The sequence below is a fragment of the Bacillus cereus group sp. BfR-BA-01360 genome (genome assembly GCF_022663595.1).
Lineage (GTDB): Bacteria > Bacillota > Bacilli > Bacillales > Bacillaceae_G > Bacillus_A > Bacillus_A cytotoxicus.
Genome location: NZ_JAKUFV010000003.1, coordinates 168,147 through 193,594 on the forward strand (window position 1 = coordinate 168,147; position 25,448 = coordinate 193,594).

The window sequence follows — 25,448 nt, forward strand, 5'->3', positions numbered from 1 at the left end:
TATACTTTCAAAATACAAATGTACAAAGAAAAGGTACCTTTGCTGCAAGGTACCTTTTCCAAGGGGCATAACTCATGATTTCAACAATCTAAAGGCTTACGAATGAGCTATATACTTATGATAGATGGATTCCACCTAACTCATTAGGATTGGATTTATTTTGTTTGAAATGATATATCCCCTTACCTTGATGGTTTAGGATACTTTCGATTCAGAGGTATTTTCTACCGATGGAACTAGTTTTGCGTTTTTTTGTTTTGCGACAATAAGACCAATTATTGCTCCTAAACATGATGGTAATAGCCAACCGATGCCTTCTGTATATAATGGAATCCATTCAAAGTAAGAAGTAATAAATGAAACGGAAACATTTCCTTGCTTTAAACCATCAAACACACTTACTACTCCGGCGCCGACTAAAGTGCCAACATAAACTGAGCGATAACCGCCAAAAAATTTATGAAGGAGTGAAAGGAGTACAAGGACAATTGCGATTGGATATACAACAAGTAAAATCGGTATAGAGATTGCGATAATTTTTGTTAATCCTAAGTTGGCTACGAGAAGCCCGGCTACACAAATGCCTCTAGCGAAATTTTTGTATGAAAATTTTACTAATAATGTTGAAAAATATTGGCTACATGCTGAGACGAGTCCTACGCATGTTGTCAAACAAGCAAGCGTTACAATAATAGCTAATAAAGAAAGACCATATGGACCGAATAGTTGTTGAACAATCACTGTAAGTAATTGACCACCATTTTTTGCATATCCAAGTGAAACGCTCGTTACACCTAACCAACCGAGTGCAACATATACAAGGATGAGTCCGATAGCGGCAATAAGGCCTGCTTTTGTTGTTGCGATTGCAACCGTTTTTCGATCTTCTACACCTTTTGAGCGAATGGCGTTTACAACAATAATTCCAAATGCAAGTGCAGAAATCGTATCCATTGTTAAATATCCTTCCATAAATCCTTTGAAAGTAGGGGAAGTTACATAGTCTTGCATAGCTGGACCTGACGGGCCAAGTGGCGTAAACACACTTTTTACAAATAATAAGAAAATAGAAAATAATAAAATAGGTGTTAATATATTACCGATACGATCTACTAGTTTAGAAGGATTTAAGCTTAGCCAATATACAAGAGAAAAGAAAACGACTGTGTACACAAACAATGTAAGTGAACTAGTACGAATGTCTTCGGGTAAAAATGAGCTAATTCCCATTTCATAAGCAACATTTGCAACACGTGGAATTCCCATAGCTGGACCAATTGAAATATAAACGATAACCGCAAAGAAAATTCCGAATATTGGGTGAACGTGACTCGCAAGCTGCTGCATTCCATTTCCAGAAAGAGAGATTGCAATAACGGTTAATAAAGGCAAGCCGACACCTGTTAATAAGAACCCGACCATAGCTGGCCAGAAATGATCACCTGCATTTTGTCCAAGCATTGGAGGGAAAATTAAGTTACCTGCTCCAAAAAATAAAGAGAATAGCATAAGTCCTGTGAAAAACACATGCTTTCTTGATACAGTGTTCATTGTTTTTTCCTCCTTTTATAAAAATTCATTCGTAAGAACATAAAAAACTCGCCCCTTCATAAAGGGACGAGTTATATTACCCGCGATACCACCCTAATTTATACATGTAGAAAAATATCTATCTGTATACGGCTTTGCAACGTACAACATGATACGTGTTCCTTGTAACGGAGGACAGCCGGTAAGAACTTACTATTTCTTTCAGTTCTACTTCTCGGAGATGATTTTCGGTTATGCACTGAACATTGGCTTGCAGCAAAATGCCAACTCTCTAGGGAACAGTCCTATAACGTACTCGTTCTCGTCAATGAATTTTGTTTAAGTATTTTGACAGTATTTTTGCATGTTTCTTCAAAAAAGTCAATAGTTTTTTTGGATGAAACTTTGTGGAAGCGTATTGATATATGAAATGGAGCGTATGTAATTTGCAAGAGCTTCTTGATCTGTTGGGCCTTCGATTCGATTTCGCCCTGCTTTAAACACACTAAATTTATCTCCGCCATTTGCTAAAAATGAATTGATGACAACTGAATATACTTCATTATCTCGCAATGGTGTTCCGTTTTCTAGTGAAATATTTTGTAAAGTATAATCCTTCAAACTGTAACGTAGTCCTGAAACTTGTAAAATACGCGTTTCACCTTCCCATTGTTCTTGCAAGGCTCTTCGAATTTCTTTTCCGGATAGCTCCATTTTAATAAGTTTGTTTCCAAATGGCTGTATGAGAAAAGTATCTTCCCATGTAATGTTCCCTTTCTGTAAGTCGTATCGAATGCTTCCAGGGTTTACAAAGGCAATATTAGCATTCATTGTTTGGCGTTGTGCTGTAGCAATCAGTATTCCTAAATCGGATTCCCCATGTTTATTCTGCTTTCGAGTGAGCTTGTAATTTGTTACGCCTAATGTCTCTTCTACCTTAGAATGAATTTTTGAAGAATAAGTTTGTAGCCATGATGTGATGTGTGGATTCGGCAGAAGTTTCTCTTGGTAAACAGGGATAATCTCGGCTTGTTTTTTCATAATGTCTTTCGTTGTTCGATTTAAGGTAAGAGTAACGTTTGAAAAAGCTTTTCCATAAGAATAAGCTTGAACAAGTAATTTTCCGTTCATATTTCCGTTTATATAAGAATGAGTGTGCCCTCCAAAGATAATATCAACATCAGCGTCTACTTTATTTGCTAGATGAGCTAGTTCTCCATTTGTAATACCTTCATTTGTGCGACCGCCAAGATGCGCAAGAATAATAAATGCATGAATACCTTGTTGTTGTAGGTGATGCACATAATCATTAACTGTAGAAGCTTCATCTAAAAAGCGCACAGAGGACATATCGCTATACATTGTGACAAAAGGAGTATCTTTTGTTGTGATACCAATAAATGCAATCGGAATCCCTTCAATCCATTTAATTGTATAAGGTGGAAAGAGAGGCTTATTGCTACGATTATCTACTACATTTGCACATATATAAGGAAATGTACTACCAGAAAAAGTAGTTTTTTTATAAAAAAGTTCACCATTAATAAGTTGGTATAGCGTGATAGGACCTTTATCAAATTCATGATTTCCAACTGTACCTACATCAAATTGTAGTTTGTTGAGAAATTCCATAGTTGGTTCGTCATGAAATAATGCTGAAATAGGAGAGCTTCCACCGATCATATCTCCAGTATGTACAAGCAAAGTATTTGGATTTTTCATGCGATACATTTGAATATAGCTAGCGAGGTAATCTGCACGTCCTACAGCTTTTCCATGTAGCATAGATGTTGTATTTAATTGTCCATGAAAATCGTTGAGGCTAATAATCTGTACGGGTATGTTCGGAGAAGGAATGAAAATAGAGATAACCAATTTCATCAAGAAAGTAAACAAGAAGAAGGGATACATGATGATACTCCTCTCTGCAACTCATTTTTTGAAAAGGTATCTTCTAAAAGTCTGGGTGATTGTAATACGATCACCTCAAAAAAAGCAGATTCGTAAAACGTTGGTTATGAAGAATGTAAGTATAGATGAAGAGACGTCTCTGTTTGAAGGTTCACTTTAGTGTATGAGAGTGAAACAATATTTTTTGTAAAAATTGTGTGAAACAATATAAAGGATTGTTAAATTTACAGATAAATAAGACGATTATGGGGGGAGAGAAGGAATTTTAAAATTTTATAGAGAATAATACAACAATCCACTTGCTGGAAAGAACAAACCTAAAAAGAGGTGGCAGAAATGCTTGCAATGGGAGTTTTATTGGGGATTCTCGCTATTTGTGGTTTTATATGGTTATATTATTCACGTTCATTTAAACAAGCAGAAGTGTTACTCCTTCCAAAAGGTAGTTTGTTGGCAAACCAGTCTAGATATTTAGTATGTCCAAAGTGTGGAAGTGCACAGGCTAGAAGTGGAGGCTATCAAGAGTGTTGCAAAATGAGATTATGAAATGAGGAAGCCTCACAGATAGATGTGAGGCTTCCTTACGCTTTTATTAGTGCAGATTATAAGTATTTCTTATACTTAGTAAGATAGAGGGGATCGAGTGAAGAGAAAATATGTATTATGTCTATGGATAATCTTGCTTGTATCATGTAGTAAAATAGGACAGCCGAAAGAGAAAGGACAAAACGAAGAGATGGTGAGTAGTGTGCAAGAAAGCATAAAAGTTACCATTTTACAAAAAGGAAAGATAGAAAAAATTTTGAAAGAGGAAGAGGCAAAACGGGTAGTAGATATTATTCATAAAGCTAAAAAACAAGAGATAATAGGGAGCTTCGGAGAACCTGAGTATGAAATACAAATTGAGAAGGAAGGGAAAAAGGAAATATACCGTGCATGGCTTAGAGGAGAATCTCGCGAAGGGTGGCTTCAAAATGAGAACGGAATATATAAGATTCCTAAACAGGAGACAAAGCAGCTTCTAGCTCTCCTTCCAATGATTCATCATAATCATATAGAGGGGGGGAGTTTAGCAGAAGTAACAAAAAATGATATGCAAATTACAGCTTTTCATATTAAAGTAGACAATAACAACGCACATTATACTATATTTTATACAATCTCAAATTCTTTATATAAAGCGTTAGAAACTGAAAAAGAATATTATTTTCAAATTGTGTTTCCAGAAAAGATTCAACAAATAATTGGACGGAAAACGAGTGAAATGATTTTAGGAGAGCAAGTAAGAGAAGGATATAAGCAATATGAAGCTCATTTTATCGTGCCGCTTAACAATGTATCAATTTCACAGCAAAAGGCAATAGAAGTATATTATGATTATTATGATTTATACATGTTAAATCATAACAAAGAAAGAATAGGTATATTTCAAAATATTATTCAAATTGTAAAAGATTATGGTGAAAAAATGAATTTTCAAAGATGAATGTAATCTTTCCTAGGAAATGATAATGGAGCTAGCCAAGAGGTTCGCTCCATTACTTTGTTTTTGCAGAAGGTTTATTCATTGATTTTCTTGTAATAAGATAAGAAATCATGAGAGCAGAAAGAATAATTAGAGAAATAACGAAATGATTCGGTAACAAGTCTAATAATAAGACGTAACTAACTGTATAGAAAATGAATGTAGAAGCTAAAAAAGAAAGAGTTCCTATTATGAAAACTTGTAATGTCATGTTATAACCTCCTTTCATTTATATTTTTGGCTAAAATTAGATGTTATAAACATAGTTTCCAATAAAAGAGCAAATTATGGCATAATAGAAAGAAAAAAGGAGAAAATGATGCAAAAGAAAAATACAAAGGGATTATGGGGAATTTTGGCTGCAGTCGGAATCTTTTTATTTTCTAAGCTGAAATGGGTATTAGCAATTTTGAAATTTGCTAAATTTTCAACAGTATTTAGTATGTTGTTATCACTCGGAGCATATGCAGCTATATATGGTTGGAAATTTGGAGTCGCACTCATTTATTTACTTTTCGTACATGAAATGGGACATTTATGGGCGGCGAAGCGAAAAGGTATACCTACGTCACCGGCAATTTTCATTCCATTTATGGGTGCGTTAATTGGAATGAAGGAGATGCCGAAAAATGCAAAGGATGAGGCGTATCTTGCTTATATGGGACCTTTATTTGGGTTGTTATCATTTTTACCAGCTATTCCGCTTTATATGCTAACGAATGAGCCATTCTGGGCACTCGTGATTTTACTGGGAAGCATGTTGAACTTTTTTAATTTAATTCCGGTATCGCCTTTAGATGGCGGAAGAATTATTTCGGTTGTTAGCACGAAAATTTGGATTGGCGGTCTTGTTTTATTGCTTGGCTATTCCATTTTCTTTACAAGTATTATCGGATTTTTCATTTTTGTTATAGGATGCATGGAACTGTATCGAGTAATGAAGCGTGATAAGCCGATTGAAGAATTAGGTTACAAAGTAGAAATATTAAAAACATATCTTTCTAAATTGCAAGAAGAGTTTCTTGAAACAGGAGCAGTGCATCGAACGCTTTATGTAGCTCACCATGAAATGGGACAATTGAGACAAAAGGCGAAAGAAAAGAAGCTTGAAACAGGAGAAAGCCAAAAAATTGAAGTATTAGAGTATATCGTGCCTAAATTTGAAGCGCTTGATTATGTGCCATATGAAGAGGAAAAAGAAGAACATACCAATCGTATGAAAGAAGCGATCGCGTTATTAGAAACAAAAGGAAATCAATGGGAGAAGGAAAAGAAACAACAAGAGGAATATTATAAAGTCGATGCGAAAACAAGGTGGATTGTATTTGGTTGTTACATTGGTCTACTTGTCATATTAGGCTATGCTGCTTATGAAGGACATGTGATTTTACAGCAGTATTTACCAGCGCGAAATGTGTAGAAAAACAGTGTTGAAATGATAAGAAGTATTTATACAGGAATTCTTTTTCAATTAGAGAATGTTACAAATATAACGATTTATAGAAATAAATGTAATATTCCTAATAGAAAAGGAGTCGGCATATGAAGAGGATATTGGGTGTACTGGGAATGATTATGATAATGGGGCTTGCAAGCTATGGATGTATGAAAGTATTGTTACATTATGCAAGTAAACCTGCTGGTGTATCGACAATGCCTAAAGTAGATGATGTGAAGGAAAAAAAGCATGTATTACAATTTATCCGTACAACTCATGAAGACTATAATGATTTTTTAAATTACGGTAAAGCGGATCAATATACAGAGGGAGATTGGAATCATCTTGTGAAATGGTTTCAAGAACAAGAGCAGTTTCTAAAAGGTATACATAAACAAGTGAAAAATGAGAAGATAAAGCGCGATGTAAGACGGAGTTATGACGTTATGAAAATGGGTATAGAAGCACGGAATATTGAATATGTTGTATATGCTCATCGAATTTATCATGATTTAGATATCATTGTAAATAAGTATACGGGTGAGACAAATATATGGGGATATACGGAATTTGGAGACGGAAAAGAGGTGCAAGTTATTGAACAAGTTCTCCAAAACAAAGAGGTTTTGCCAAAAGTATCGGAATAGCTACTTTTGGCAACCTCTTTTTTTACGTATTTAGTTTTTTGTATTCAGTAAAGTGAAATTAAAGCTAGAAAATTGCGTATTCGGTAAAGAAAACTACTGACTTTTATTAAATAACTGCACCGAAGTCATATTATGAGAATAGCATGTGCTAGCACTTATTTAGTATCCCTCACTACTTTTGACATAATCTTTGTAGTTCATTTTGGAAAAGCAAAAAAGAAATTATGGTAAATAAAAGAGAAGGAGCTGTCCAAAAAGTTCCTTTAAATGACTAAAACCCATGGAGAAAATGTAGTTTCTCCGTGGGTTTTGTTATTTTTTTGATTTTCTTCCTCAAACGAGCGTTTTTTTTCGCCTGTTTGAGGAAGTTGTGGGCTATGGCGATCAGCCACAAACTCAATCGCTTCTATTTTTGTTCTATCCAAAAAGTAGTTCTCCATAGATATGTAGTTTTGTTTTCATAAGAGCTGAATGAATTCCGAGAAAAGAGGTTCAATCCTATCTTTCATTCGTTCGGAGCGAATGCGATTAATCGTTCGAAAATCCGGCATTTGTTGCCCAGATACTCACATCATTGGTAGGTGTTCTCGTAATGATTTGGCAATATCACGACAAGAATAGATTTTTTTGCGTATACGTATAGAGAATCACTTTTGTCATCATTTTTGGGTGGTAGGAACTAGGGGCAGCCCCTTTTCTAATGATTTTCTGATCTGGGAAATCATGTTTTTTCTTCTCTTGACCAGATCAATTATAAGAGAGTACAATATCTGGTAAAGTAATGCATGTAACATAGAAGAGTATAAGAGACAGGTGAAATTCATGAATACAAGACAAAAAGAAATTTTGCTTCTGTTGTTATCTGAACCTAATGACTATTTATTAGTACAATACCTTGCAGAACAAGTAAATTGCTCCGAAAAAACAATTCGTAATGATTTTAAAGTAATTGAGGAATATCTGACGAATTATTCGAGTGCAGTTCTTGTAAAGAAACCGGGCTTAGGGGTTTACTTAGAGATTGAAGAATATGAAAAGGTAGATTTATTTAATAAACTTTATCGTATAAATAATTGTACAACGTATGAATCAGATGAAGAAAGAATCCTACGAATTGCTTATAACTTGTTAATGAATATAAAAGCAGTTACTGCACAGGATATGGCTTCTCAACATTTTGTAAGCCGGACTACTATAAAAAAAGATTTAGATAAAATTGAAAAGTGGTTACATCATTTTGACTTAACTGTCGTTTCAAAACAGCGAGTAGGATTGATTATTGAGGGGAATGAAAAAAACAAAAGGAAAGCGTTGGCTAGATTATCAGATTTAATTTGTAACTCTGAACTAACGAATCAATTTATTAAGGAACAATTTTCATATCATGAAGTTGAATTTGTTACAACTGAATTGAAAGCGCTCCAAAAACGATATGAATTGTTTTTTTCAGATGATGCATTTGAAGGATTATTAATACATACGTTGCTTATGGTACGGAGAATGAAACTGAAGCAACCCATTTTAACTTCTGAAGAGGAAATGAAAACAATGCAAGAAACTAAAGAATACAAATGGACATTAGAGTTTTTAAAACGATTAGAGAGTGTTTTCGCGGTTCATTTTACAGAAGAAGAAGCAACGTATTTAACAGCTCATATTTTGGGTGGGAAATTCCGTTATCAAGATAAAACAGGAGGAGGGGATAAACTTACTGAAAGTAATCCGATCCTTTCTAAGGTTGTAAAGCAACTAGTACAATGTATGACACAGTCGTGTGAAATGGATTTCAGTAGGGACCAAATTTTAATCGAAGGATTAACTATTCATCTATACACCACATTGAACCGCTTGAACTATGATCTTTCTGTATCTAATCCTATGCTACATGATATAAAAAGAATGTATCCTTATATGTTTAATATGTTGATTCAGGTATTAGAAGAAATAAATAAATCTCTAAATCTATGTATTCCGGAAGAAGAAGCAGCGTATCTCACTCTACACTTTGAAGCATCTGTTGAACGGTTAAATCATCAGGAAAAATCAAAAAATGTAATTATTGTCTGTCATCTAGGAATTGGTATGTCACAGCTGTTACGGACAAAAATTGAGCGGAAATTTCATCATGTCCATGTGATGGACTGTATTGCAAAAGCTGATTTACATGAATATTTAAAGAAACATCGCCAGGTGGATTTGGTTATTTCTACCGTTTTTCTCTCGGATTTAAATATTCCTCATATTGTAGTATCCCCATTATTAGAGGGAACGGAAGAAAAGAAACTAGGAGACTTCATAAAAGAATGCGATGAACCGAGTTATAAAAAACAAAAAGATTTTGTTATGCTTAATTATACATCTCCATTTTTAATATTTTTACAACAAGATGTACAACATCCATATGAATTAATTGAAAAGTTAGCATATGCTTTACATAGTAAAGGGTATGTAGACAAAGAGTATGCAGAAAATGCGATTATAAGAGAGAAGATGTCGGCAACAACAATTGGAGCTGGGATTGCGATTCCTCACGGCAATCCTAAGTTTATTAAGGAGTCAGTCATTGCAATTGCTACATTAAAAGAACCGATTGATTGGGGGTCAGAGAAGGTATCACTTGTATTTATGCTAGCAGTTAAAAGTGATGGACAAGAGGTAACGAAACGATTGTTCTACGAGCTATCTTTAATAAGTGAGCAACCATACTTTGTTCAAAAGCTGACGAAAGAAACAAATGTAATGAAATTTTTATCCTATCTACATAATTAAACGAAAAGTGGAGGTCTAAATACTTCACTTTTTTGTTTGTTCAGGTAAAAGAGTTATTTTTCCGGAAGTTCCGGTAAAAAATGAAACTTTTATTATCATAATATTAATTTATATTATATGTAGGCGCTTACAAAACAGTGTGAGGAGGACTAAAAATGAAACTGTTAGCGATAACATCGTGTCCGAATGGAATTGCCCATACTTATATGGCAGCAGAAAATTTGCAAAAAGCAGCAGATAAATTAGGGGTTCAAATGAAAATTGAAACCCAAGGTGGTATAGGGGTAGAAAATGAGCTGACTGAACAAGATATTCGAGAAGCAGACGGGATCATTATAGCTGCTGATAGAGCGGTAAATAAAGATAGATTCATAGGTAAAAAATTATTAGTTGTCGGAGTTCAAGATGGTATCCGTAAACCAGAGGAATTAATTCAGAAAGTAGCAAGTGGAGATGTACCCGTCTACCATTCACAATCGAAAACAGTAGCAAGTAATCAACAGGAAAGAAAGCAAAATCCGATATATCGTCATTTAATGAATGGTGTATCTTTTATGGTTCCATTTATTGTAGTTGGTGGATTATTAATTGCAATCGCATTGACGCTCGGTGGAGAAAAAACACCTGGAGGTTTAGTAATTCCAGAGGGATCTTTCTGGAAAGAAATTGAACAAATTGGCGGTGCATCATTTACATTTATGGTTCCAATATTAGCTGGATATATTGCATACAGTATAGCTGATAAACCTGGTCTTGTTCCTGGTATGATTGGTGGATATATTGCAGCAACAGGAAGTTTTTATGGAAGTGAAAGTGGCGCTGGTTTTCTTGGCGGAATTATCGCTGGTTTTCTAGCAGGTTATATAGTATTAGGAATTAAAAAAATAAAAGTTCCGAAAGCGATTCAACCTATTATGCCAATCATTATTATTCCAGTGTTTGCTACACTTGTAGTTGGTTTAGCATTTATATTTATTATAGGTGCTCCTGTCGCACAAGCTTTCGAGTTATTAACTGCTTGGCTGGCGGGTATGCAAGGATCGAGTTCAATTCTCTTAGCATTGATTTTAGGAGCAATGATTTCATTTGACATGGGTGGTCCAGTCAATAAGGTTGCATTCTTATTCGGTTCAGCAATGATTGGAGAAGGAAACTATGAAATTATGGGGCCAATTGCTGCAGCAATCTGTATTCCACCAATTGGAATGGGACTTGCTACGTTTATAGGAAAGAGAAAGTTTCAAGAGTCAGAAAGAGAAATGGGAAAGGCATCATTTACAATGGGGCTCTTTGGTATTACTGAAGGAGCTATCCCATTTGCTGCACAAGATCCACTTCGTGTGATTCCAAGTATTATGGCTGGTTCAATGACAGGTGCTGTGATTGCGATGATTGGGCATGTAGGTGATAGAGTGGCACATGGTGGTCCAATTGTTGCAGTGTTAGGAGCAGTAGATAATGTATTTATGTTCTTTGTAGCTGTAATTGTTGGTTCTATTGTGACTGCACTTGTGGTAAACGTGTTGAAAAAAGATATTTCAAAAGCCGACATGTCAGAAGTAGTAGAAATAAAAGAAGTTTCAGCGACAAAAGAAATACCACAGGTACTACAAGAAACAGAAGTAGAAAGCAAACAAGTAGAAATAAAAAAATTAACAGATATTACAAGTTTAGAGTTAATTGAAACAGATTTAACAGGAGAAACGCGAGATGACATCATTGATGAAATGATTCAAAAATTAAACCATATTGGTGTACTGCATTCAAAAGTAGAATTTAAACAAGCGATTATGAACCGTGAGAACGAAAGTACAACAGGAATTGGTATGAATATTGCGATTCCACACGGGAAATCAGCTGCTGTTAAGAAACCGAGTGTAGTATTTGGGATTAAACAATCGGGCATAGATTGGAAAAGCCTTGATGGAACGAAAGCGAAATTAATATTTATGATTGCAGTACCAAAAGAAAGTGAAGGAAATGAACATTTAAAAATCCTTCAAATACTTTCTCGGAAACTAATGGATGACAGTTATAGAGAGCGTTTATTATCCGTCCGAACAAAAGAAGAAGCATACAAACTATTAGATGAAATTGTATAGAATGGAGGAGTTTAATTATGACTGAACCATTATTTTTTGCACCTGTTTTTAAAGAAAGAATTTGGGGGGGAACCCATTTAACTTCTTTTGGATATGAGATTCCATCAAATCAAACTGGAGAGTGTTGGGCTTTTGCAGCGCATCAACATGGACAAAGTATTGTTAAGAACGGAAAGTATAAAGGGTTATCTTTAGGTGAATTGTGGGAAGAACATCGAGATTTATTTGGAAATGTGGAGGGAAAGCGTTTCCCTCTTCTTACAAAAATTTTGGATGCTAATCAAGATTTATCTGTTCAAGTTCATCCAAATGATGAGTATGCCAATGTGCATGAAAACGGAGAATTGGGAAAGACAGAATGCTGGTATGTAATCGATTCCGAAGAAGACGCAGAAATTATTTATGGACATCATGCAAAAACAAAAGAAGAATTAGTGACTATGATTAAACAGAAAGAATGGAATCAACTGTTACATCGTGTGAAGGTGAACCCGGGAGATTTCTTCTATGTGCCAAGCGGAACTGTTCATGCAATTGGTAAAGGAATTTTAATACTAGAAACGCAGCAAAATTCTGATACAACCTATAGATTGTATGATTATGATAGAAAAGATTCAGAAGGGAACTTACGTGAACTTCATCTTGAAAAGAGTATTGAAGTAACTGAAACACCATGTATACAAAAGCAGTTATCGGTGAAACATGAAAAAATAGAAGATTTGAGTGTAACAAACTTTATTGAATGTCCGTATTTTTCAGTGGAAAAATGGGAGTTAGATGGATCAGCTAGTTTAAAACAAGAAAAACCCTTCCTTCTTGTTAGTGTAATCGAGGGGGAAGGGGAATTAATTAAAGAAGGCGAACACTTCTTCTTTAAAAAAGGAGATCATTTTCTATTACCTAGTTACTTTGGGGAATACAATTTGAGAGGTAACACTAACTGTATTGTTTCAAGTTTATAATATATTAAGTTAGTTATCTGTATATATAATTATAAAATTATTGTTATTAAGTACGGTTCTAGTGCAAAGAATACCTATATTTGAAAGAGGTATATAGATTCCTAATGGAATTTTTTATCGCGCAACTATTCTAAATAGTTGCGCGATAAACTTTAGTTGATTTTGGACAGACTGATCCCGTAAAGTAAGTGGTCTTTTTTCATCATATGCATAGCTTCTATTTCAGAAAGAATGGATATAGCTGTTTCAAAGTATTTGAACTCTAGATAGAATGGATCCGTTTCTTTATAAAGCGAAGATCTTGTTTTACTATGTCTTTTGTTGTCTAAGTCGAGGATGTTTCCATCAAACAAAATGCTGTATATAGGTTCGTTATCATTATTACACATGTATATGTAGTATCGGAAAAGGGTGTTCCATAACTAAACTGTATCCTTTAAAATGGACAGTTTCATAAAAAGAACTTTAAAAATCAAGCACTTAAAAGATGATTCCGGTATTGTACCGGAATCATCTTTTTGAGTGTCCATTGATAACGGTCATAATGATAATCTTGCATATACTCGTCTATCACTTCTGGGTGACATTGTAATGTTTGACAACATTTATCATTTCATTCATCCTTCATATGACCGAAAAAGGATTCCATTGGAGCGTTATCTAAGCAGTTGCCTCTACGTGACATAGATTGTCTGAGCCCCATTTCTCTTACTCGCTTTTGGTATTCCGGATGAGTGTAATGAACACCTTGATCGGAATGAAGCAGGACTTCTGGATGAATGGTGCCTCCGAATCTAACTTTCCATTTTTTGAGTGTTTGATAGACGATCTCCATTTGTAAAGAGGGAGAGACGTGATAGGCTAAACTCTCTCGCATCTTACAATCTTTTACACACGATAAATATGCTTTTTTCCCTTTCTCATAAAATAAATACGTCATATCGGTTACCATCTTTTGTTCCGGTTGATTCTTTTCTAGTTGTTTCCTTACCTCACTGTAAATGATTATTCTTAAAGGTACAGTTTTGCTTGTATAAAGTTGTACAGAAATGCTTTAAATATCAGCAGAAATTGTGTGTTTCTAGAACTTGACTAACGCCTTTCGCTAACGCTTCAGTTGTTGGCACACATATATTGAAATGGCTTTGTTACACAAATCCTATTCAAGGATATGTATGAAAAAAGTAAAAAAACAATGTACAACAGATATTCCTGTACATATATTTTTGACGAAAATGGCTTAGTAGCTATATTTCACTTATACTTCCTCAATCATTTTAGAGCATATTTATTCAATCAAAAGTGTACATCTCAACACTAGCATTTATACCTCACTTCTATCGTTGTATCTATTATAACGAGGTTTGCTTATAAATATACACAAAAAAACCGAGTCATGGACTGTTTTTAGTGTTCACGATTCGGGGTACAGTTCGTAGAAGGAAATTAGTAAGTTTCATTTCCTACAAAGTATTCTGTTATCCGTATAAAAGGAAAATATACAATGGTGTATGATATAGAACTCGTTTTATAATAAATCGCCTTTATGAATCGGTCAATCTACTTCTGCCTAATTTTTATGATATGAGAACTTTATTGTAGGATAAATTTAAATTGTTCATATATTTTTCACAAAAACACCGTGTTTATAGTGATTAAAATCACAACGTTCCATCAAAAACTCTTTTACACTAACAGTAGTCAAGGAAACAGAGGAGTGAGATACAATGTTAAGTCAAAAAACAATTGAAATTGTAAAATCAACAGTACCATTATTACAAGAAAAAGGTGTTGATATCACGACACGCTTTTATCAAATTATGTTTGCGGAACACCCGGAGTTATTAAATATTTTTAATCATACAAACCAGAAAATAGGAAGACAACAACAAGCGTTAGCAAGTGCAGTGTGTGCGGCGGCTATGTATATTGATCACTTGGAAGCCATTATTCCTGTTGTCAAACAGATTGGTCATAAACATAGAAGCTTAGGAATTAAAGCTGAACATTATCCAATTGTAGGAAATTGTTTATTACAGGCAATTAAAGAGGTAGCAGGCGCACCGCAAGAAGTGTTGGATGCTTGGGGCGAAGCGTATGGTGTAATTGCTGATGCATTTATTCGTATCGAGGCGGAAATGTATGAAGAAGCAGCAAAAAAAGAAGGCGGCTGGAAAGAGTTACGTAACTTTATTGTTGTGAAAAAAGAGAAAGAGAGCGACGTTATTACATCGTTTTACTTAAAACCAGAAGACGGTGGAGAACTATCAATGTTTTTACCTGGTCAGTATGTAACGGTTCAAATTCGTATAGAAGGAGAAACGTATATACATAATCGCCAGTATAGTTTATCGGATGCTCCTGGAAAAGAGTATTATCGTATTAGTGTAAAACGTGAAACAAGTGCAGAAGCACCGGATGGGAAAGTTTCGAATTATTTACACGACCATGTTCACGAAGGAGATATTTTGCCACTCAGTGCACCAGCTGGAGACTTTGTATTAAATATAGATTCAAACTTACCGGTTGTATTAATAAGCGGTGGTGTAGGAATTACGCCTATGATGAGTATGTTTAATACGTTAACTGAGAGAGAAATGGACCGCGATGTATACTTTATTCATGCAGCGTTAAATAGTAAAGTCCATGCAATGAAAGAGCATGTCCAAAAGGTAGCAGAAAGTAAAGAAAGAGTGAAAGTATATACTTGTTATTCAGCACCAACAAAGCAAGATGTACAAGCGGAAAATTTTGAGAAAGAAGGACTTATTGATTTAGCTTGGTTACAATCTATTATTCCTTCAAATGAAGCGGAATTTTATTTCTGTGGTCCAGTACCATTTATGAAACATATCAATGCAGTGTTACTAGAGTGGGGAGTTCCAGCTGATCGTATTCACTATGAGTTCTTTGGACCAGCAGTTAGCTTACAATAAAGAGAATTTACCAAATCAAAAACGAGGTTATTTCACCTCGTTTTTGATTTGATCTCGTAATAAACGATTTACGGTTTCACGTCGCACACCAATGAGTTGACCAATTTCAGTTTGCGTTAATATTTCATAAATCGGAATGCCACCTAAATATAATGAAAACCATTGTTGTAACCGATGAAGGCGCTCCCTTGGCGAGACCGTTGTTAATTGATCAATTCGCTGTTGCATCATTCGTAATTTCGTTTGTAACTGTAGTGCAACGTTAGCATATAATTCTGGATTTTTTCGCAGCTTATCATACCATTCTTGACTCATAATAGGTTCAATTTCAGTTTTCATTAAAGCGATGGCTGTTCCGTGGTATTCTTTAGGTGAAATTAAAGAATGATGAGGAATTGTCTCACCTGGAACAATAATATTAAATAAAAATGGTGTTCCATCTTCTTGTAATCGAACCACTTTTAATAGACCTGTTTTCACAAAGTATAAGGGTCCTTCTTCACCTTGACGGAATAATAGCTCTCCTTTATGTAAAATCAATGTTAGCACCTCATTTAAATATTCCTATGTATTTTATTTTAATCGATATAGTCGAATTTGTGTTTATAATATGCATGTATATGTTCATTCGTTTTTTCATACTTATTTTTTTCGACATGGAGCGAAAGTAGAAGACATGATAAACCATGCTTTTTCTATTTTGTATCCATGTTGTAATTGTATTGACGAAATATATGCTATTACAGTAGTATACTATTTAGTGTGTAATCGTACGAACCATGAATATGCTGTAGGGGGTTTAGTATATTGTTAGATCCGAAAATGACTGATATGAAAATACCAGCTAATGCAATCATACATGTGGAAGAGATGAAAGGCGGAGTCGTTCTATCCGTTGTAATAGATGGTCAAATCATTTATACAATGGCTTACGATGAGAAAACTGATAGTTATGCTGAACTATATGATCGAAATGACAAACGAGCGTGCCAAGTACATGAAGATTTTATGGGATGGTCACTCCTTCATTAAAAAGATGTCGATATGACATCTTTTTTATATAATAGATAGACTATACAAAGGAATGCAATAAAGAGATTTAATCTGTAATAATTGATTTTGCATTGTTAGTGCTTTGTAACGATAAGATAGCTGTTTTTTCGCTATGATAAGGGTAAGCAGTTATAAGGAGTGATTCACTTGAGAAAAATGTATATATCAAATTTCATGTTGCTGTGTATGTGCATTGTCCTATGTATTGTGTTAGGTGTCTTTTTCTATTCGTGTGTATAAAAAAACGCATTCTAAGGAGAACGCGTTATAGGAATGAAGTAATAATCAACCTTGCCCCAAGGATTATTAATGTAATGCGTAATAAGTTAATGATTGCATTGCCACTTAACTTTGTATTAATATAAGCCCCGATTTTCCCTCCAATCCAAGCACCTGGAATTAAGATTAATGCATAAATCCAACTTACATTACCAAGGGAGATGTGAGTGAAAGAACTTACTATTGCTGATAATAAAACGATAAACATGGAAGTTGCAACAGCGATTTGAGCTGGAAAAGCAAACAACAGCATCATAGCAGGAACGAGTAAAGCTCCTCCGCCAATGCCGAATAGTCCAGATATGAAACCGACTATAAATGCGATAAGGATAGAAAGAAATGGCGGAAACTGATAATAAGCAGTATTTCCCTCAGTATCCGTGAAAGAACGCTTAATAACCGTTGCATTTGATAAGGAAAGAGGTTTCAGCTTATCGCGTAACATAAGAAGAATCGATACGCAAATAAGAAAGATTCCAAAGTATAAAGAGAAAGTATCTTGATTTAAAAATTTGTTTGCCCACGATCCAATGATGCCACCAGGGCCACTACCAATAAATAAAATAAGCCCACTTTTATAATCTACTCGTTTATGCTTCACATAAGCAAGCGTAGAAGAAAGGCCTGTGAAAACAACAGTTACAATGGAAGTCCCTACTGCGATTTGGGGCGATAAGCTATGTAGTCCAATCAGTAAAGGAACAACGATAATTCCTCCTCCTAGCCCTACAAGACTTCCAATTGTTCCTGCAATTAATCCAATAAAAAGTAGCATGATATATTCCAAAATTGCCAACTCCTCTATATAACAAGTCCAACATTCATTATACACACTTTTTGATAAGAAATAAGACTGTTCACAAAAAAGTCGCCTTCCTGGAAAAAATAAGGAAGGCGACTTTTGATTAAAAAATGAAATGTAATGCGTAATAGAATAAAGCTGCTAAAGAAGCGGAAATTGGGAGTGTAATGACCCAAGTAATTAACATTCTTTGGGCAGTTCCCCATTTTACACCTTTTACACGATGTGATGCTCCTACCCCTAAAATAGAGGAAGAGATGACATGTGTTGTACTAACTGGCAAGTGAATAAATGTTGCACCGAAAATAACAAGAGATGATGATAAATCGGCAGCTACCCCATTTACAGGGCGGATTTTCATAATTTGTCCACCGACAGTTTTGATAATTTTCCACCCGCCAATAGAAGTACCAAGTCCCATTGCGAGAGCACATGAGAATTGAACCCAGAATGGAATATCTTCAGAACTATGGAGGTTGTTTGTCATCAGTGCCATTGTAATAATACCCATTGCTTTTTGCGCATCATTTGTACCATGTGTATAAGCTTGTAAAGCTGCGGTTCCAACTTGGAATAAACGGAAATTTTGGTTTGTTTTTGTTAAGTTGAAATTTTTAAAAGCGACTTTAAAAATACTGTATACAATAAATCCAATTACAAATGCAACAATCGGTGAAATAATTAATGATTCGATGATTTTAATAAATCCTTTAAAGTTAATGGATGCTACACCAGCAGCAGCAATTGCAGCACCCGCGATTGCACCAATAATTGCATGCGAAGAACTACTTGGGATTCCATAGTACCAAGTAATTAAGTTCCACGCGATCGCAGCAAGTAAAGCGGCTAAAATAACTTCTGAACCGTGTTCTAATGCAAACGGATCAACGATATCTTTTGTAATTGTTTTTGCTACACCAGTAAATGTCATTGCACCTAAAAAATTCATAATAGCTGCCATAATAATCGCTTGTCGTGGCTTCAAAGCTTTTGTAGAAACAGCTGTTGCAATGGCGTTCGCTGTATCATGGAATCCGTTAATAAAGTCGAAAGCTAAAGCACAAATGACTATTAAAACAGTTAAAATCAAGACTGTATCCATGATCAAACTCCTTATGCGTTCTTCATAATAATTGTTTCTAACACGTTTGCTACGCTTTGGCAGCTATCAGCTACTTCTTCTAATTCTTCATAAATTTCTTTGAACTGAATGATCTTAATAGGATCTTTTTCACGAGAGAATAGATGCTTAATGGCATGACGACGAATATCGTCACATTGTGATTCGTAATCTTTAATCTTAATCGCGTTTGTACGAATGTCAAGCAGTTTCTTATTAGACATTAATTCTACAGAAGCAGCAATCTCGATTGCACATTGATTAATTGCTTCAACGAATTTAATCATGTATTCATCAGCTTCTGTGATAGAGTACATTTCAAATAAACCAGCACTGTGGTCTAATCCGTCTAATACATCGTCCATGCTCATTGCCAGTTGTAAAATGTCTTCACGTTCAATTGGAGTGATAAACGCTTTGTTTAGCTCCATAATGATTTCGTGAATAAATGAGTCACCCTTTGACTCGTATTCTTTCATGCGCATAGAAAATTCTTTGAGATCACTAGCGTTCTTAATTTTATATTCCACAAAGAACTTAGCGCCTTCTTTTAAATTTTCAGAAACGTTCATTAACATTTCAGAAAATTTATCTTTTTTAGATTTAAAAACCATTATTGTTACCCCCACCGAAAAGTAATATATGTAAAATATATTGGCTAATCAATTCTAACAAAAAACTGTCGTTTTTTAAAACATTTTATCGAAAAGTTTACAAAAACTTAACATAACTTATCTTGATGCATTAATAATATTAGTAATCAACTGTGAATATCTTACTTGTAGAATGTCCTTTTCTTGTAAAAAGTATGAATGTAAAAGAAATACTTTACACCTAAGAATGGATTACGATATTATAATGAATTTAAAAGGAGGGAGTTTCTTCCTTTTAATACAAGAGTGTAAAGAAATGAAGGAAGTGGATAAATGAAATTGGACAACACTCATTTTAAGAACGTGCTTGAGTGGTTCAACAAGAGAAAGAAACTGCGCAATACATTATTGATTTTAGGTGGTTTATTCATAACTCTCTTTGTTGCAATAAATATAATGATATCCATTCAAGACATATCAGCATTAAAACAAGCAGTTCCACAACCAACACTTATTTATGATGCAAATAATGAAGTGGCAGCTAAGTTATCGTCTTCTAAAACAGAAGGAATTAAAAGAAAAGACATACCTGATATTATGGTTCAAGCCATAATATCAGTAGAAGACAAACATTTTTATAACCATCATGGAATTTATTATAGTGGAATTTTGAATGCTATATTAAAGAATGTTACTGCGGGTGAAGTCATTGCGGGAGGGAGTACAATCACGCAACAGCTTGCGAAAAATGTATTTTTAACACAAGAACGAACATTTTCAAGGAAATTTAAAGAATATTTTTTAACGAAAAAAATAGAGCGCACATATACGAAAGATGAAATTATTGAGATGTATATGAATCAAATTTATTTTGGTGAAGGCGCTTGGGGGATAAGGAAAGCTGCTAAATCATATTTTGATAAAGAAGTGAAAGACTTAACGATAGCAGAGGCTGCTACCATAGCTGGTCTTATTAAGGCTCCGTCTACTTACTCCCCCTATAAAAATTTCAATAAATCCATTGAAAGACGGAATATTGTGCTAGCTTTAATGAAGGAGCAAGGGTATATTTCGGAGGAACAATATAGCAAAGAAAAAGAAAAAGGACTTGTACTACGCCGAGGTGTAGATGATAAATATAAAGGGAAATACTCACAATATGTAGATTATATTGTAAGAGAAGCAATGGAGAAATATGATTTAACCCAAAATGAAATTTTAGCTGGTGGTTATCACATTTATACCGAACTTGATCCTAAAAAACAGCAAGCGGTAGAAGATGTTGTTAATAATAATAGGTATTTTAAAGATCGTAGCTCAGATCAATTACTTCAAACAGGCATTGTACTGATGAACCCGAAAACAGGTGGTGTTCCGGCACTAGTTGGTAGCAGGGGACCATATCAATTTTTACAATTTAATCATGCGACGCAATTAAAGCGTCAACCAGGATCAACGTTAAAGCCGTTTGCAGTGTACGTACCAGCCTTAGAAGAAGGGTATGAAGTATATGATATATTGAAGGATGAACCACTGCATATAAAAGAATATGCACCTCAAAACAGCGATCATATTTTTCATGGGGATGTGACGATGTACGAAGCGATTGCAAAGTCGTATAACGTATCAGCTGTTTGGCTATTGAAACAAATCGGTTTAGAAAAAGGGCTGAAATCGTTAGAGCGTTTTGGTATTCCGTTGCAAGAAGAAGATCGTACGTATCCTATCGCACTCGGTGGAATGCATACAGGGACTTCCCCATTTGTTATGGCTCAAGCGTATGCGACATTTGCTAATAATGGAGTGCAGGTAGAGGGACATGCAATTCGCGAAATAAAAAATACTGAAGGCGAAACAGTAGGGAAATGGTATAAAAAAGAAACACGTATAACAACCGAAAAAGTTGCCCAAAAGATGACATATTTATTAAAGGGTGTTGTTGAAAAAGGAACGGGTGAAAAAGCAAAGCTGAAAAATATTGATACAGCAGGAAAAACAGGAACAACTCAAATTGTAGGTGGTCCAAGCAGCGGGGCAAAAGATTCATGGTTTGTAGGGTATACCCCAGACTTAGTAGGAGCAATTTGGGTTGGATATGATAAGACAGACCATGAGCATTATGTGCCAAGTGGCAGTCATATTACAACAACGATGTTTCGGGATATTATGAACAAAGTAGGAGAAAAAACATCTCAAAAAGCATTCCAGTTATCCTTAATACCGGAGGCTGAATATACAAAACAGTTACAAACAATTGAAGAAGAAAAAAGAAGGAAAGAAGAGGAGAAAAGAAGAAAAGAGGAAGAACAGCAAAGAAAGGAACAACAGAAAGAATGGATTGATAAGGTAAAAGAGTGGATTCCATTTTTTTGAGAAGAGGCGATGGAAACGTTCGCCTCTCTTTTTATGGCATGTGGATGTTTATATTTGCTGCAGTTGGTGATGTATAAATAATCGAAATGGTTCCTTTACGAATCGGTTCATAAGGGAGATCTTCTTCATATTGTCCGTTGTTTTTATTGTGGATGGATAGAGTCATTTCATGTAGTCCTTGATTTTGATAACGCTGTTGGAGTTCACTTGCAATTTGAGCGAAGTCTTGATAAGTGGAAGCTTCTGTAATGAGCATTCCCTTTATCACTCTTTTTTCTTTATGAGGGGAAGACGAAAGAGGTATCAGAGTTTGTTTTGCATGTACGAGCTCGTATGGAGCGGTAACGCGGTTTTCAGCTGCGTTTGATGTTATGGTATAAATCAAAGTAAACAAGAGTCCTGAACATAAAAAAATACAAAATATGAGGACGATCCCAAAGTGTTTTGACAATAAAACTTTCATTTTCATCCCTCTTTCATGTCATTTGTCTTCATTACTTATCATACAAAATTAGCATTAAGATAGCGTAAATTTGAAGTAAAGAAACGTAAAAGAGGGATGTATAAAAGAAAGAGCCATGTTATCACGAAGGAAAGAACATCTTGTGACAACATGGTTCTTATCATTTCTTATATTTCATGTTTTTTGGGGGATAACGGAATAGAAATAAAAAAGGTTGTACCATTTGAATCACTAGCAACCTTTAAGGTACCAGCATGATTTTGAATAATTTTTTTCGTAACAGATAATCCAAGACCAGTTCCATCATCTTTCGTAGAAAAGAATGGATCGAATATATAATCTTGAATTGCTGGAGGAATACCAATTCCATTGTCTTGAAATGTAATGCGTACAAAATTTTCTAGACGATGACTTGTAATTTTAATGGATAGAGGCTTATCGCTCTTTGCATCAACAGCATTTTGAAATAAGTTTAGAAAAACTTGAACAAGTTCATGCCGATCAATCGGAACAAGTACATCTTCCAATTCAGAAGATAGATTATATTCGATAGAGATATTATGTAAAAACGCTTCGCTAGCAAGCAATTGCTGAATATATTCACGTAAAAAATTGTTGATAGGAAATGGTTCCCGTTTAAATTCGTGAGCTTTTGAAATCGATAAAAATTTTGTAATAATACTATTTGCACGATCTAATTCAGGAATTAGTAAGTTTTTAAAAAGTTCTTTATGAACAGGTGAAACATTTTCTTGTAAAAATTGTAAATATCCTCGTACTGTTGTAAGTGGATTGCGAACTTCATGTGCAATTCCAGCAGCAATTCGCCCAGATAAGGCGAGCTTTTCTGCATCACGTTCTGTATTCAAATAATGAAAAACACTAATCACGCGGAAAATTTCACCATTTTGATCACGAATAATACGATTGTTACAAATACCATAATTTTTATCTAATATTTCTTCATTATAGTTCTCTTTTCCCGTTTTTAATGTTTCTAGTGCTTTTATTTTTTCTGGTGGCAATTGTAATAAGTCTTGAATGGGCTTTCCAATTATAGTGCTTCTTACTACACCGAAATCATCAGCAGCTGCTCGATTACATAGTGTAATGATTCCGTTTTTATCAATAAAAGTCACATGATGAGAAAAAGCATCGAAAATATGAATGAAGTGCTTTTCTAGTTGTTCAAATAGAAATAAAGAATCACAAGTAAGTTCAAAAATTGGTTCTTTGTCTTCCTTTGGAATATGCTGGATAGAATACGCCTTCCCCTTCTTCTGCATCTGTAAGCCGAGCTGAGAATTTTTATATGTAAAATGATGTGGCAAGTGATTCAATAGTTGCTCATAAAAACGAACTTTATTTTCTAGCTCTTTTATTTGATTTTCCTGAGATAAAATAGTATCCTCTTGAAGCATAAGTAAATAACCCCTCAATTTAAAAATTCTTCCATATAGTATATCATATTTTGACAGAGAAACTAGTTTCATTTGATGAAAGACAAGGAAAGGAGGAGCATAAATGATTTCTATTGGATTAACAGGATGGGGAGATCATGACTCTTTATATACAGATTCCTACGAAAATAGAAATAAATTACGAACATATAGTGAGTATTTTCCTATTGTGGAAGTCGATAGTTCATTTTATGCGATGCAACCTGCTCGCAATTATACAAAATGGGCAGGAGAAACGCCGAAAGATTTTTCGTTTGTTGTAAAAGCATATCAAGGAATGACTGGGCATATGCAGGGAGAAATCCCATTTGCAACAATTGAAGAGATGTTTGAAGTATTCAAACAATCCATTCTACCTCTTCAAGAGGTAAATAAATTACAGGCGATATTATTCCAATATCCACCATGGTTCGATTGTCAGAAGAAAAATGTAGAATTGCTGCGTTATACAAAGGAGAAAATGGAAGGGTTTCCATGTGCCATAGAGTTTAGAAATCAAACGTGGTTTCGCCCTCATATGCATGATAAAACATTACAATTTCTAGAACAAGAGAATTGGATTCATACAATTTGTGATGAACCACAAGCGGGTATTGGTTCCGTTCCGCTTGTATTAGAAGCAACTCATTCTGACATGGCACTGATCCGTTTTCATGGACGAAATGTTCATGGCTGGCTCGATAAGAGCGAAAATTGGAGGGCAGTTCGCTGTTTATATCGCTATAATAGGCAAGAGTTGGCGGAATGGGTAGACCGATTAAAACAGTTGCAGAAGAAAACAAAAAACATATATGTGCTATTTAATAATAATTCAGGTGGGGATGCAGCTGATAATGCAAAACAATTGATGGAAATGATGAATATTACATACGGGGAGCCAAAGCCAGAGCAGCTGAATTTATTTGAATAAGTAGAAGCTGATTGTTCTTGATGTATGTAGAAAAGAAAAGCACTGTACAAACAGGGGGAATGTACAGTGCTTTTCTATATGAAAAAGAGGGGTAACAATGTTACTGAGCGTTTGGTTGATTCATCAATTGTTGGCTTCATAATAAATGATAATGGTTATCATTATCATTGTCAATGGTTTTCAAAAATAAAATAAAAAATTTATATATATTTGAGAGGAAACGTCCTCCCTCTACTTTTACATTCGTTCAGAAAAAAGAGGAACTATAAACTTTTCGTAATGCCCTTAGGAAGATGACTTCGCTTCGATTTTTTTGAAGAAAAGGATGCTCTTATTTAAAATAATAAAAAACAGCATTAACGCTGTTCTTTTTCTATAACATATTGTTGTAAATCAAAAGGAGTTATTTTTTGAACAAACTCCTTGGAGATAAGTGTACTGTCTGAAATAGTAGCACCTGTTTTCTTTTGATACACTTGTTTTAATAAATCGAGTTTTTCAGCAATATCTTTTGGCAATTCAATTGTTAATGTGTTCATCATTTTCCCCCTTATTGTTAGAGTACCGCTATAATA

Annotated in this window: 23 protein-coding genes, 2 pseudogenes and 1 other annotated feature; of the genes and pseudogenes, 11 read left to right on the forward strand and 14 right to left on the reverse strand. The window is 34.7% G+C overall.

Translation table 11 applies throughout. The features are described 5' to 3' along the window. Window positions 1-195: 195 nt before the first annotated feature. Complete coding sequence (gene brnQ3, locus MR056_RS04485; protein WP_087098207.1) at window positions 196-1,551, reverse strand: branched-chain amino acid transport system II carrier protein BrnQ3; 1,356 nt, start codon at window positions 1,549-1,551, stop codon at window positions 196-198. A gap of 59 nt (window positions 1,552-1,610) precedes the next feature. Next, window positions 1,611-1,868: a binding site (T-box leader), on the reverse strand. A 43-nt stretch (window positions 1,869-1,911) separates the two neighbouring features. Further along, complete coding sequence (locus MR056_RS04490) at window positions 1,912-3,441, reverse strand: bifunctional metallophosphatase/5'-nucleotidase (RefSeq protein ID WP_087098209.1); 1,530 nt, start codon at window positions 3,439-3,441, stop codon at window positions 1,912-1,914. Between the two features lie 336 nt (window positions 3,442-3,777). Here MR056_RS04490 and MR056_RS04495 point away from each other — a divergent pair, with 336 nt between their 5' ends. Continuing rightward, window positions 3,778-3,987 (forward strand): hypothetical protein, encoded by a 210-nt coding sequence (locus MR056_RS04495; RefSeq protein ID WP_011984241.1) that lies wholly within the window; start codon window positions 3,778-3,780, stop codon window positions 3,985-3,987. A gap of 97 nt (window positions 3,988-4,084) precedes the next feature. Next, window positions 4,085-4,927, forward strand: a complete 843-nt coding sequence (locus tag MR056_RS04500) for a YhfM domain-containing protein (protein WP_011984242.1) — start codon at window positions 4,085-4,087, stop codon at window positions 4,925-4,927. Between the two features lie 52 nt (window positions 4,928-4,979). On the opposite strand, the gene MR056_RS04505 is transcribed toward MR056_RS04500, so the two are convergent. Beyond that, complete coding sequence (locus MR056_RS04505; RefSeq protein ID WP_011984243.1) at window positions 4,980-5,177, reverse strand: hypothetical protein; 198 nt, start codon at window positions 5,175-5,177, stop codon at window positions 4,980-4,982. A 108-nt stretch (window positions 5,178-5,285) separates the two neighbouring features. On the opposite strand from MR056_RS04505, the gene MR056_RS04510 reads away from it, so the two are divergent. Then, the gene (locus tag MR056_RS04510; protein ID WP_011984244.1) at window positions 5,286-6,386 is read left to right on the forward strand and encodes a site-2 protease family protein; all 1,101 of its coding nucleotides are present in this window, start codon (window positions 5,286-5,288) and stop codon (window positions 6,384-6,386) included. Window positions 6,387-6,508: 122 nt separating this feature from the next. Further along, a complete protein-coding gene (locus MR056_RS04515) occupies window positions 6,509-7,051 on the forward strand; it encodes a hypothetical protein (RefSeq protein WP_041809571.1) in 543 nt (180 codons plus the stop codon). A gap of 263 nt (window positions 7,052-7,314) precedes the next feature. On the opposite strand, the gene MR056_RS04520 is transcribed toward MR056_RS04515, so the two are convergent. Both MR056_RS04520 and MR056_RS22795 read right to left on the reverse strand, forming a co-directional pair. After that, window positions 7,315-7,476: a hypothetical protein gene (locus MR056_RS04520; protein ID WP_157671202.1), complete on the reverse strand. Its 162-nt coding sequence runs from the start codon at window positions 7,474-7,476 to the stop codon at window positions 7,315-7,317. A 36-nt stretch (window positions 7,477-7,512) separates the two neighbouring features. Then, window positions 7,513-7,735: pseudogene (locus MR056_RS22795) on the reverse strand (transposase); the annotation flags it as partial. A gap of 138 nt (window positions 7,736-7,873) precedes the next feature. Here MR056_RS22795 and MR056_RS04525 point away from each other — a divergent pair. The 3 genes from MR056_RS04525 to manA all read left to right on the forward strand — a co-directional run bounded on the left by MR056_RS04525 (window position 7,874) and on the right by manA (window position 12,884). Beyond that, a complete protein-coding gene (locus tag MR056_RS04525; RefSeq protein ID WP_087098211.1) occupies window positions 7,874-9,820 on the forward strand; it encodes a BglG family transcription antiterminator in 1,947 nt (648 codons plus the stop codon). A 155-nt stretch (window positions 9,821-9,975) separates the two neighbouring features. Continuing rightward, the gene (locus tag MR056_RS04530) at window positions 9,976-11,922 is read left to right on the forward strand and encodes a PTS fructose transporter subunit IIABC (RefSeq protein ID WP_048722497.1); all 1,947 of its coding nucleotides are present in this window, start codon (window positions 9,976-9,978) and stop codon (window positions 11,920-11,922) included. Window positions 11,923-11,936: 14 nt separating this feature from the next. Beyond that, the gene (manA, locus tag MR056_RS04535) at window positions 11,937-12,884 is read left to right on the forward strand and encodes a mannose-6-phosphate isomerase, class I (protein ID WP_162208214.1); all 948 of its coding nucleotides are present in this window, start codon (window positions 11,937-11,939) and stop codon (window positions 12,882-12,884) included. A 472-nt stretch (window positions 12,885-13,356) separates the two neighbouring features. Here the strand turns inward: manA and MR056_RS22540 are convergent. After that, window positions 13,357-13,476: pseudogene (locus tag MR056_RS22540) on the reverse strand (IS3 family transposase); the annotation flags it as partial. 21 nt (window positions 13,477-13,497) lie between these two features. Then, on the reverse strand, window positions 13,498-13,935 hold the full coding sequence (locus MR056_RS04545; protein ID WP_308806024.1) for a DDE-type integrase/transposase/recombinase: 438 nt from the start codon (window positions 13,933-13,935) through the stop codon (window positions 13,498-13,500). Between the two features lie 676 nt (window positions 13,936-14,611). Here MR056_RS04545 and hmpA point away from each other — a divergent pair. Next, entirely contained in the window at window positions 14,612-15,820 is a 1,209-nt protein-coding gene (gene hmpA, locus MR056_RS04550) for an NO-inducible flavohemoprotein (protein ID WP_011984249.1), read from the forward strand. A gap of 27 nt (window positions 15,821-15,847) precedes the next feature. On the opposite strand, the gene MR056_RS04555 is transcribed toward hmpA, so the two are convergent. Continuing rightward, on the reverse strand, window positions 15,848-16,360 hold the full coding sequence (locus MR056_RS04555; protein ID WP_011984250.1) for a Crp/Fnr family transcriptional regulator: 513 nt from the start codon (window positions 16,358-16,360) through the stop codon (window positions 15,848-15,850). Window positions 16,361-16,627: 267 nt separating this feature from the next. Here MR056_RS04555 and MR056_RS04560 point away from each other — a divergent pair, with 267 nt between their 5' ends. Continuing rightward, window positions 16,628-16,852: a hypothetical protein gene (locus tag MR056_RS04560; protein ID WP_011984251.1), complete on the forward strand. Its 225-nt coding sequence runs from the start codon at window positions 16,628-16,630 to the stop codon at window positions 16,850-16,852. Window positions 16,853-17,138: 286 nt separating this feature from the next. Here MR056_RS04560 and MR056_RS04565 read toward each other — a convergent pair whose 3' ends face one another. From MR056_RS04565 to MR056_RS04575, 3 genes are all read right to left on the reverse strand, one after another. After that, the gene (locus tag MR056_RS04565) at window positions 17,139-17,939 is read right to left on the reverse strand and encodes a sulfite exporter TauE/SafE family protein (protein WP_011984252.1); all 801 of its coding nucleotides are present in this window, start codon (window positions 17,937-17,939) and stop codon (window positions 17,139-17,141) included. Window positions 17,940-18,057: 118 nt separating this feature from the next. Next, window positions 18,058-19,056 (reverse strand): inorganic phosphate transporter, encoded by a 999-nt coding sequence (locus tag MR056_RS04570; RefSeq protein ID WP_011984253.1) that lies wholly within the window; start codon window positions 19,054-19,056, stop codon window positions 18,058-18,060. 11 nt (window positions 19,057-19,067) lie between these two features. Continuing rightward, window positions 19,068-19,688: a DUF47 domain-containing protein gene (locus MR056_RS04575; RefSeq protein ID WP_011984254.1), complete on the reverse strand. Its 621-nt coding sequence runs from the start codon at window positions 19,686-19,688 to the stop codon at window positions 19,068-19,070. Between the two features lie 312 nt (window positions 19,689-20,000). Here MR056_RS04575 and MR056_RS04580 point away from each other — a divergent pair, with 312 nt between their 5' ends. After that, complete coding sequence (locus MR056_RS04580) at window positions 20,001-22,040, forward strand: transglycosylase domain-containing protein (protein ID WP_048722506.1); 2,040 nt, start codon at window positions 20,001-20,003, stop codon at window positions 22,038-22,040. 31 nt (window positions 22,041-22,071) lie between these two features. Here MR056_RS04580 and MR056_RS04585 read toward each other — a convergent pair whose 3' ends face one another. Next, the gene (locus MR056_RS04585; RefSeq protein ID WP_048722509.1) at window positions 22,072-22,503 is read right to left on the reverse strand and encodes a hypothetical protein; all 432 of its coding nucleotides are present in this window, start codon (window positions 22,501-22,503) and stop codon (window positions 22,072-22,074) included. A 167-nt stretch (window positions 22,504-22,670) separates the two neighbouring features. After that, window positions 22,671-23,924: an ATP-binding protein gene (locus MR056_RS04590; protein WP_048722511.1), complete on the reverse strand. Its 1,254-nt coding sequence runs from the start codon at window positions 23,922-23,924 to the stop codon at window positions 22,671-22,673. Between the two features lie 103 nt (window positions 23,925-24,027). On the opposite strand from MR056_RS04590, the gene MR056_RS04595 reads away from it, so the two are divergent. Beyond that, entirely contained in the window at window positions 24,028-24,873 is an 846-nt protein-coding gene (locus tag MR056_RS04595) for a DUF72 domain-containing protein (protein ID WP_011984258.1), read from the forward strand. A 356-nt stretch (window positions 24,874-25,229) separates the two neighbouring features. Here MR056_RS04595 and MR056_RS04600 read toward each other — a convergent pair whose 3' ends face one another. Next, a complete protein-coding gene (locus MR056_RS04600; RefSeq protein ID WP_048722513.1) occupies window positions 25,230-25,412 on the reverse strand; it encodes a DUF3924 family protein in 183 nt (60 codons plus the stop codon). Window positions 25,413-25,448 lie beyond the last annotated feature (36 nt).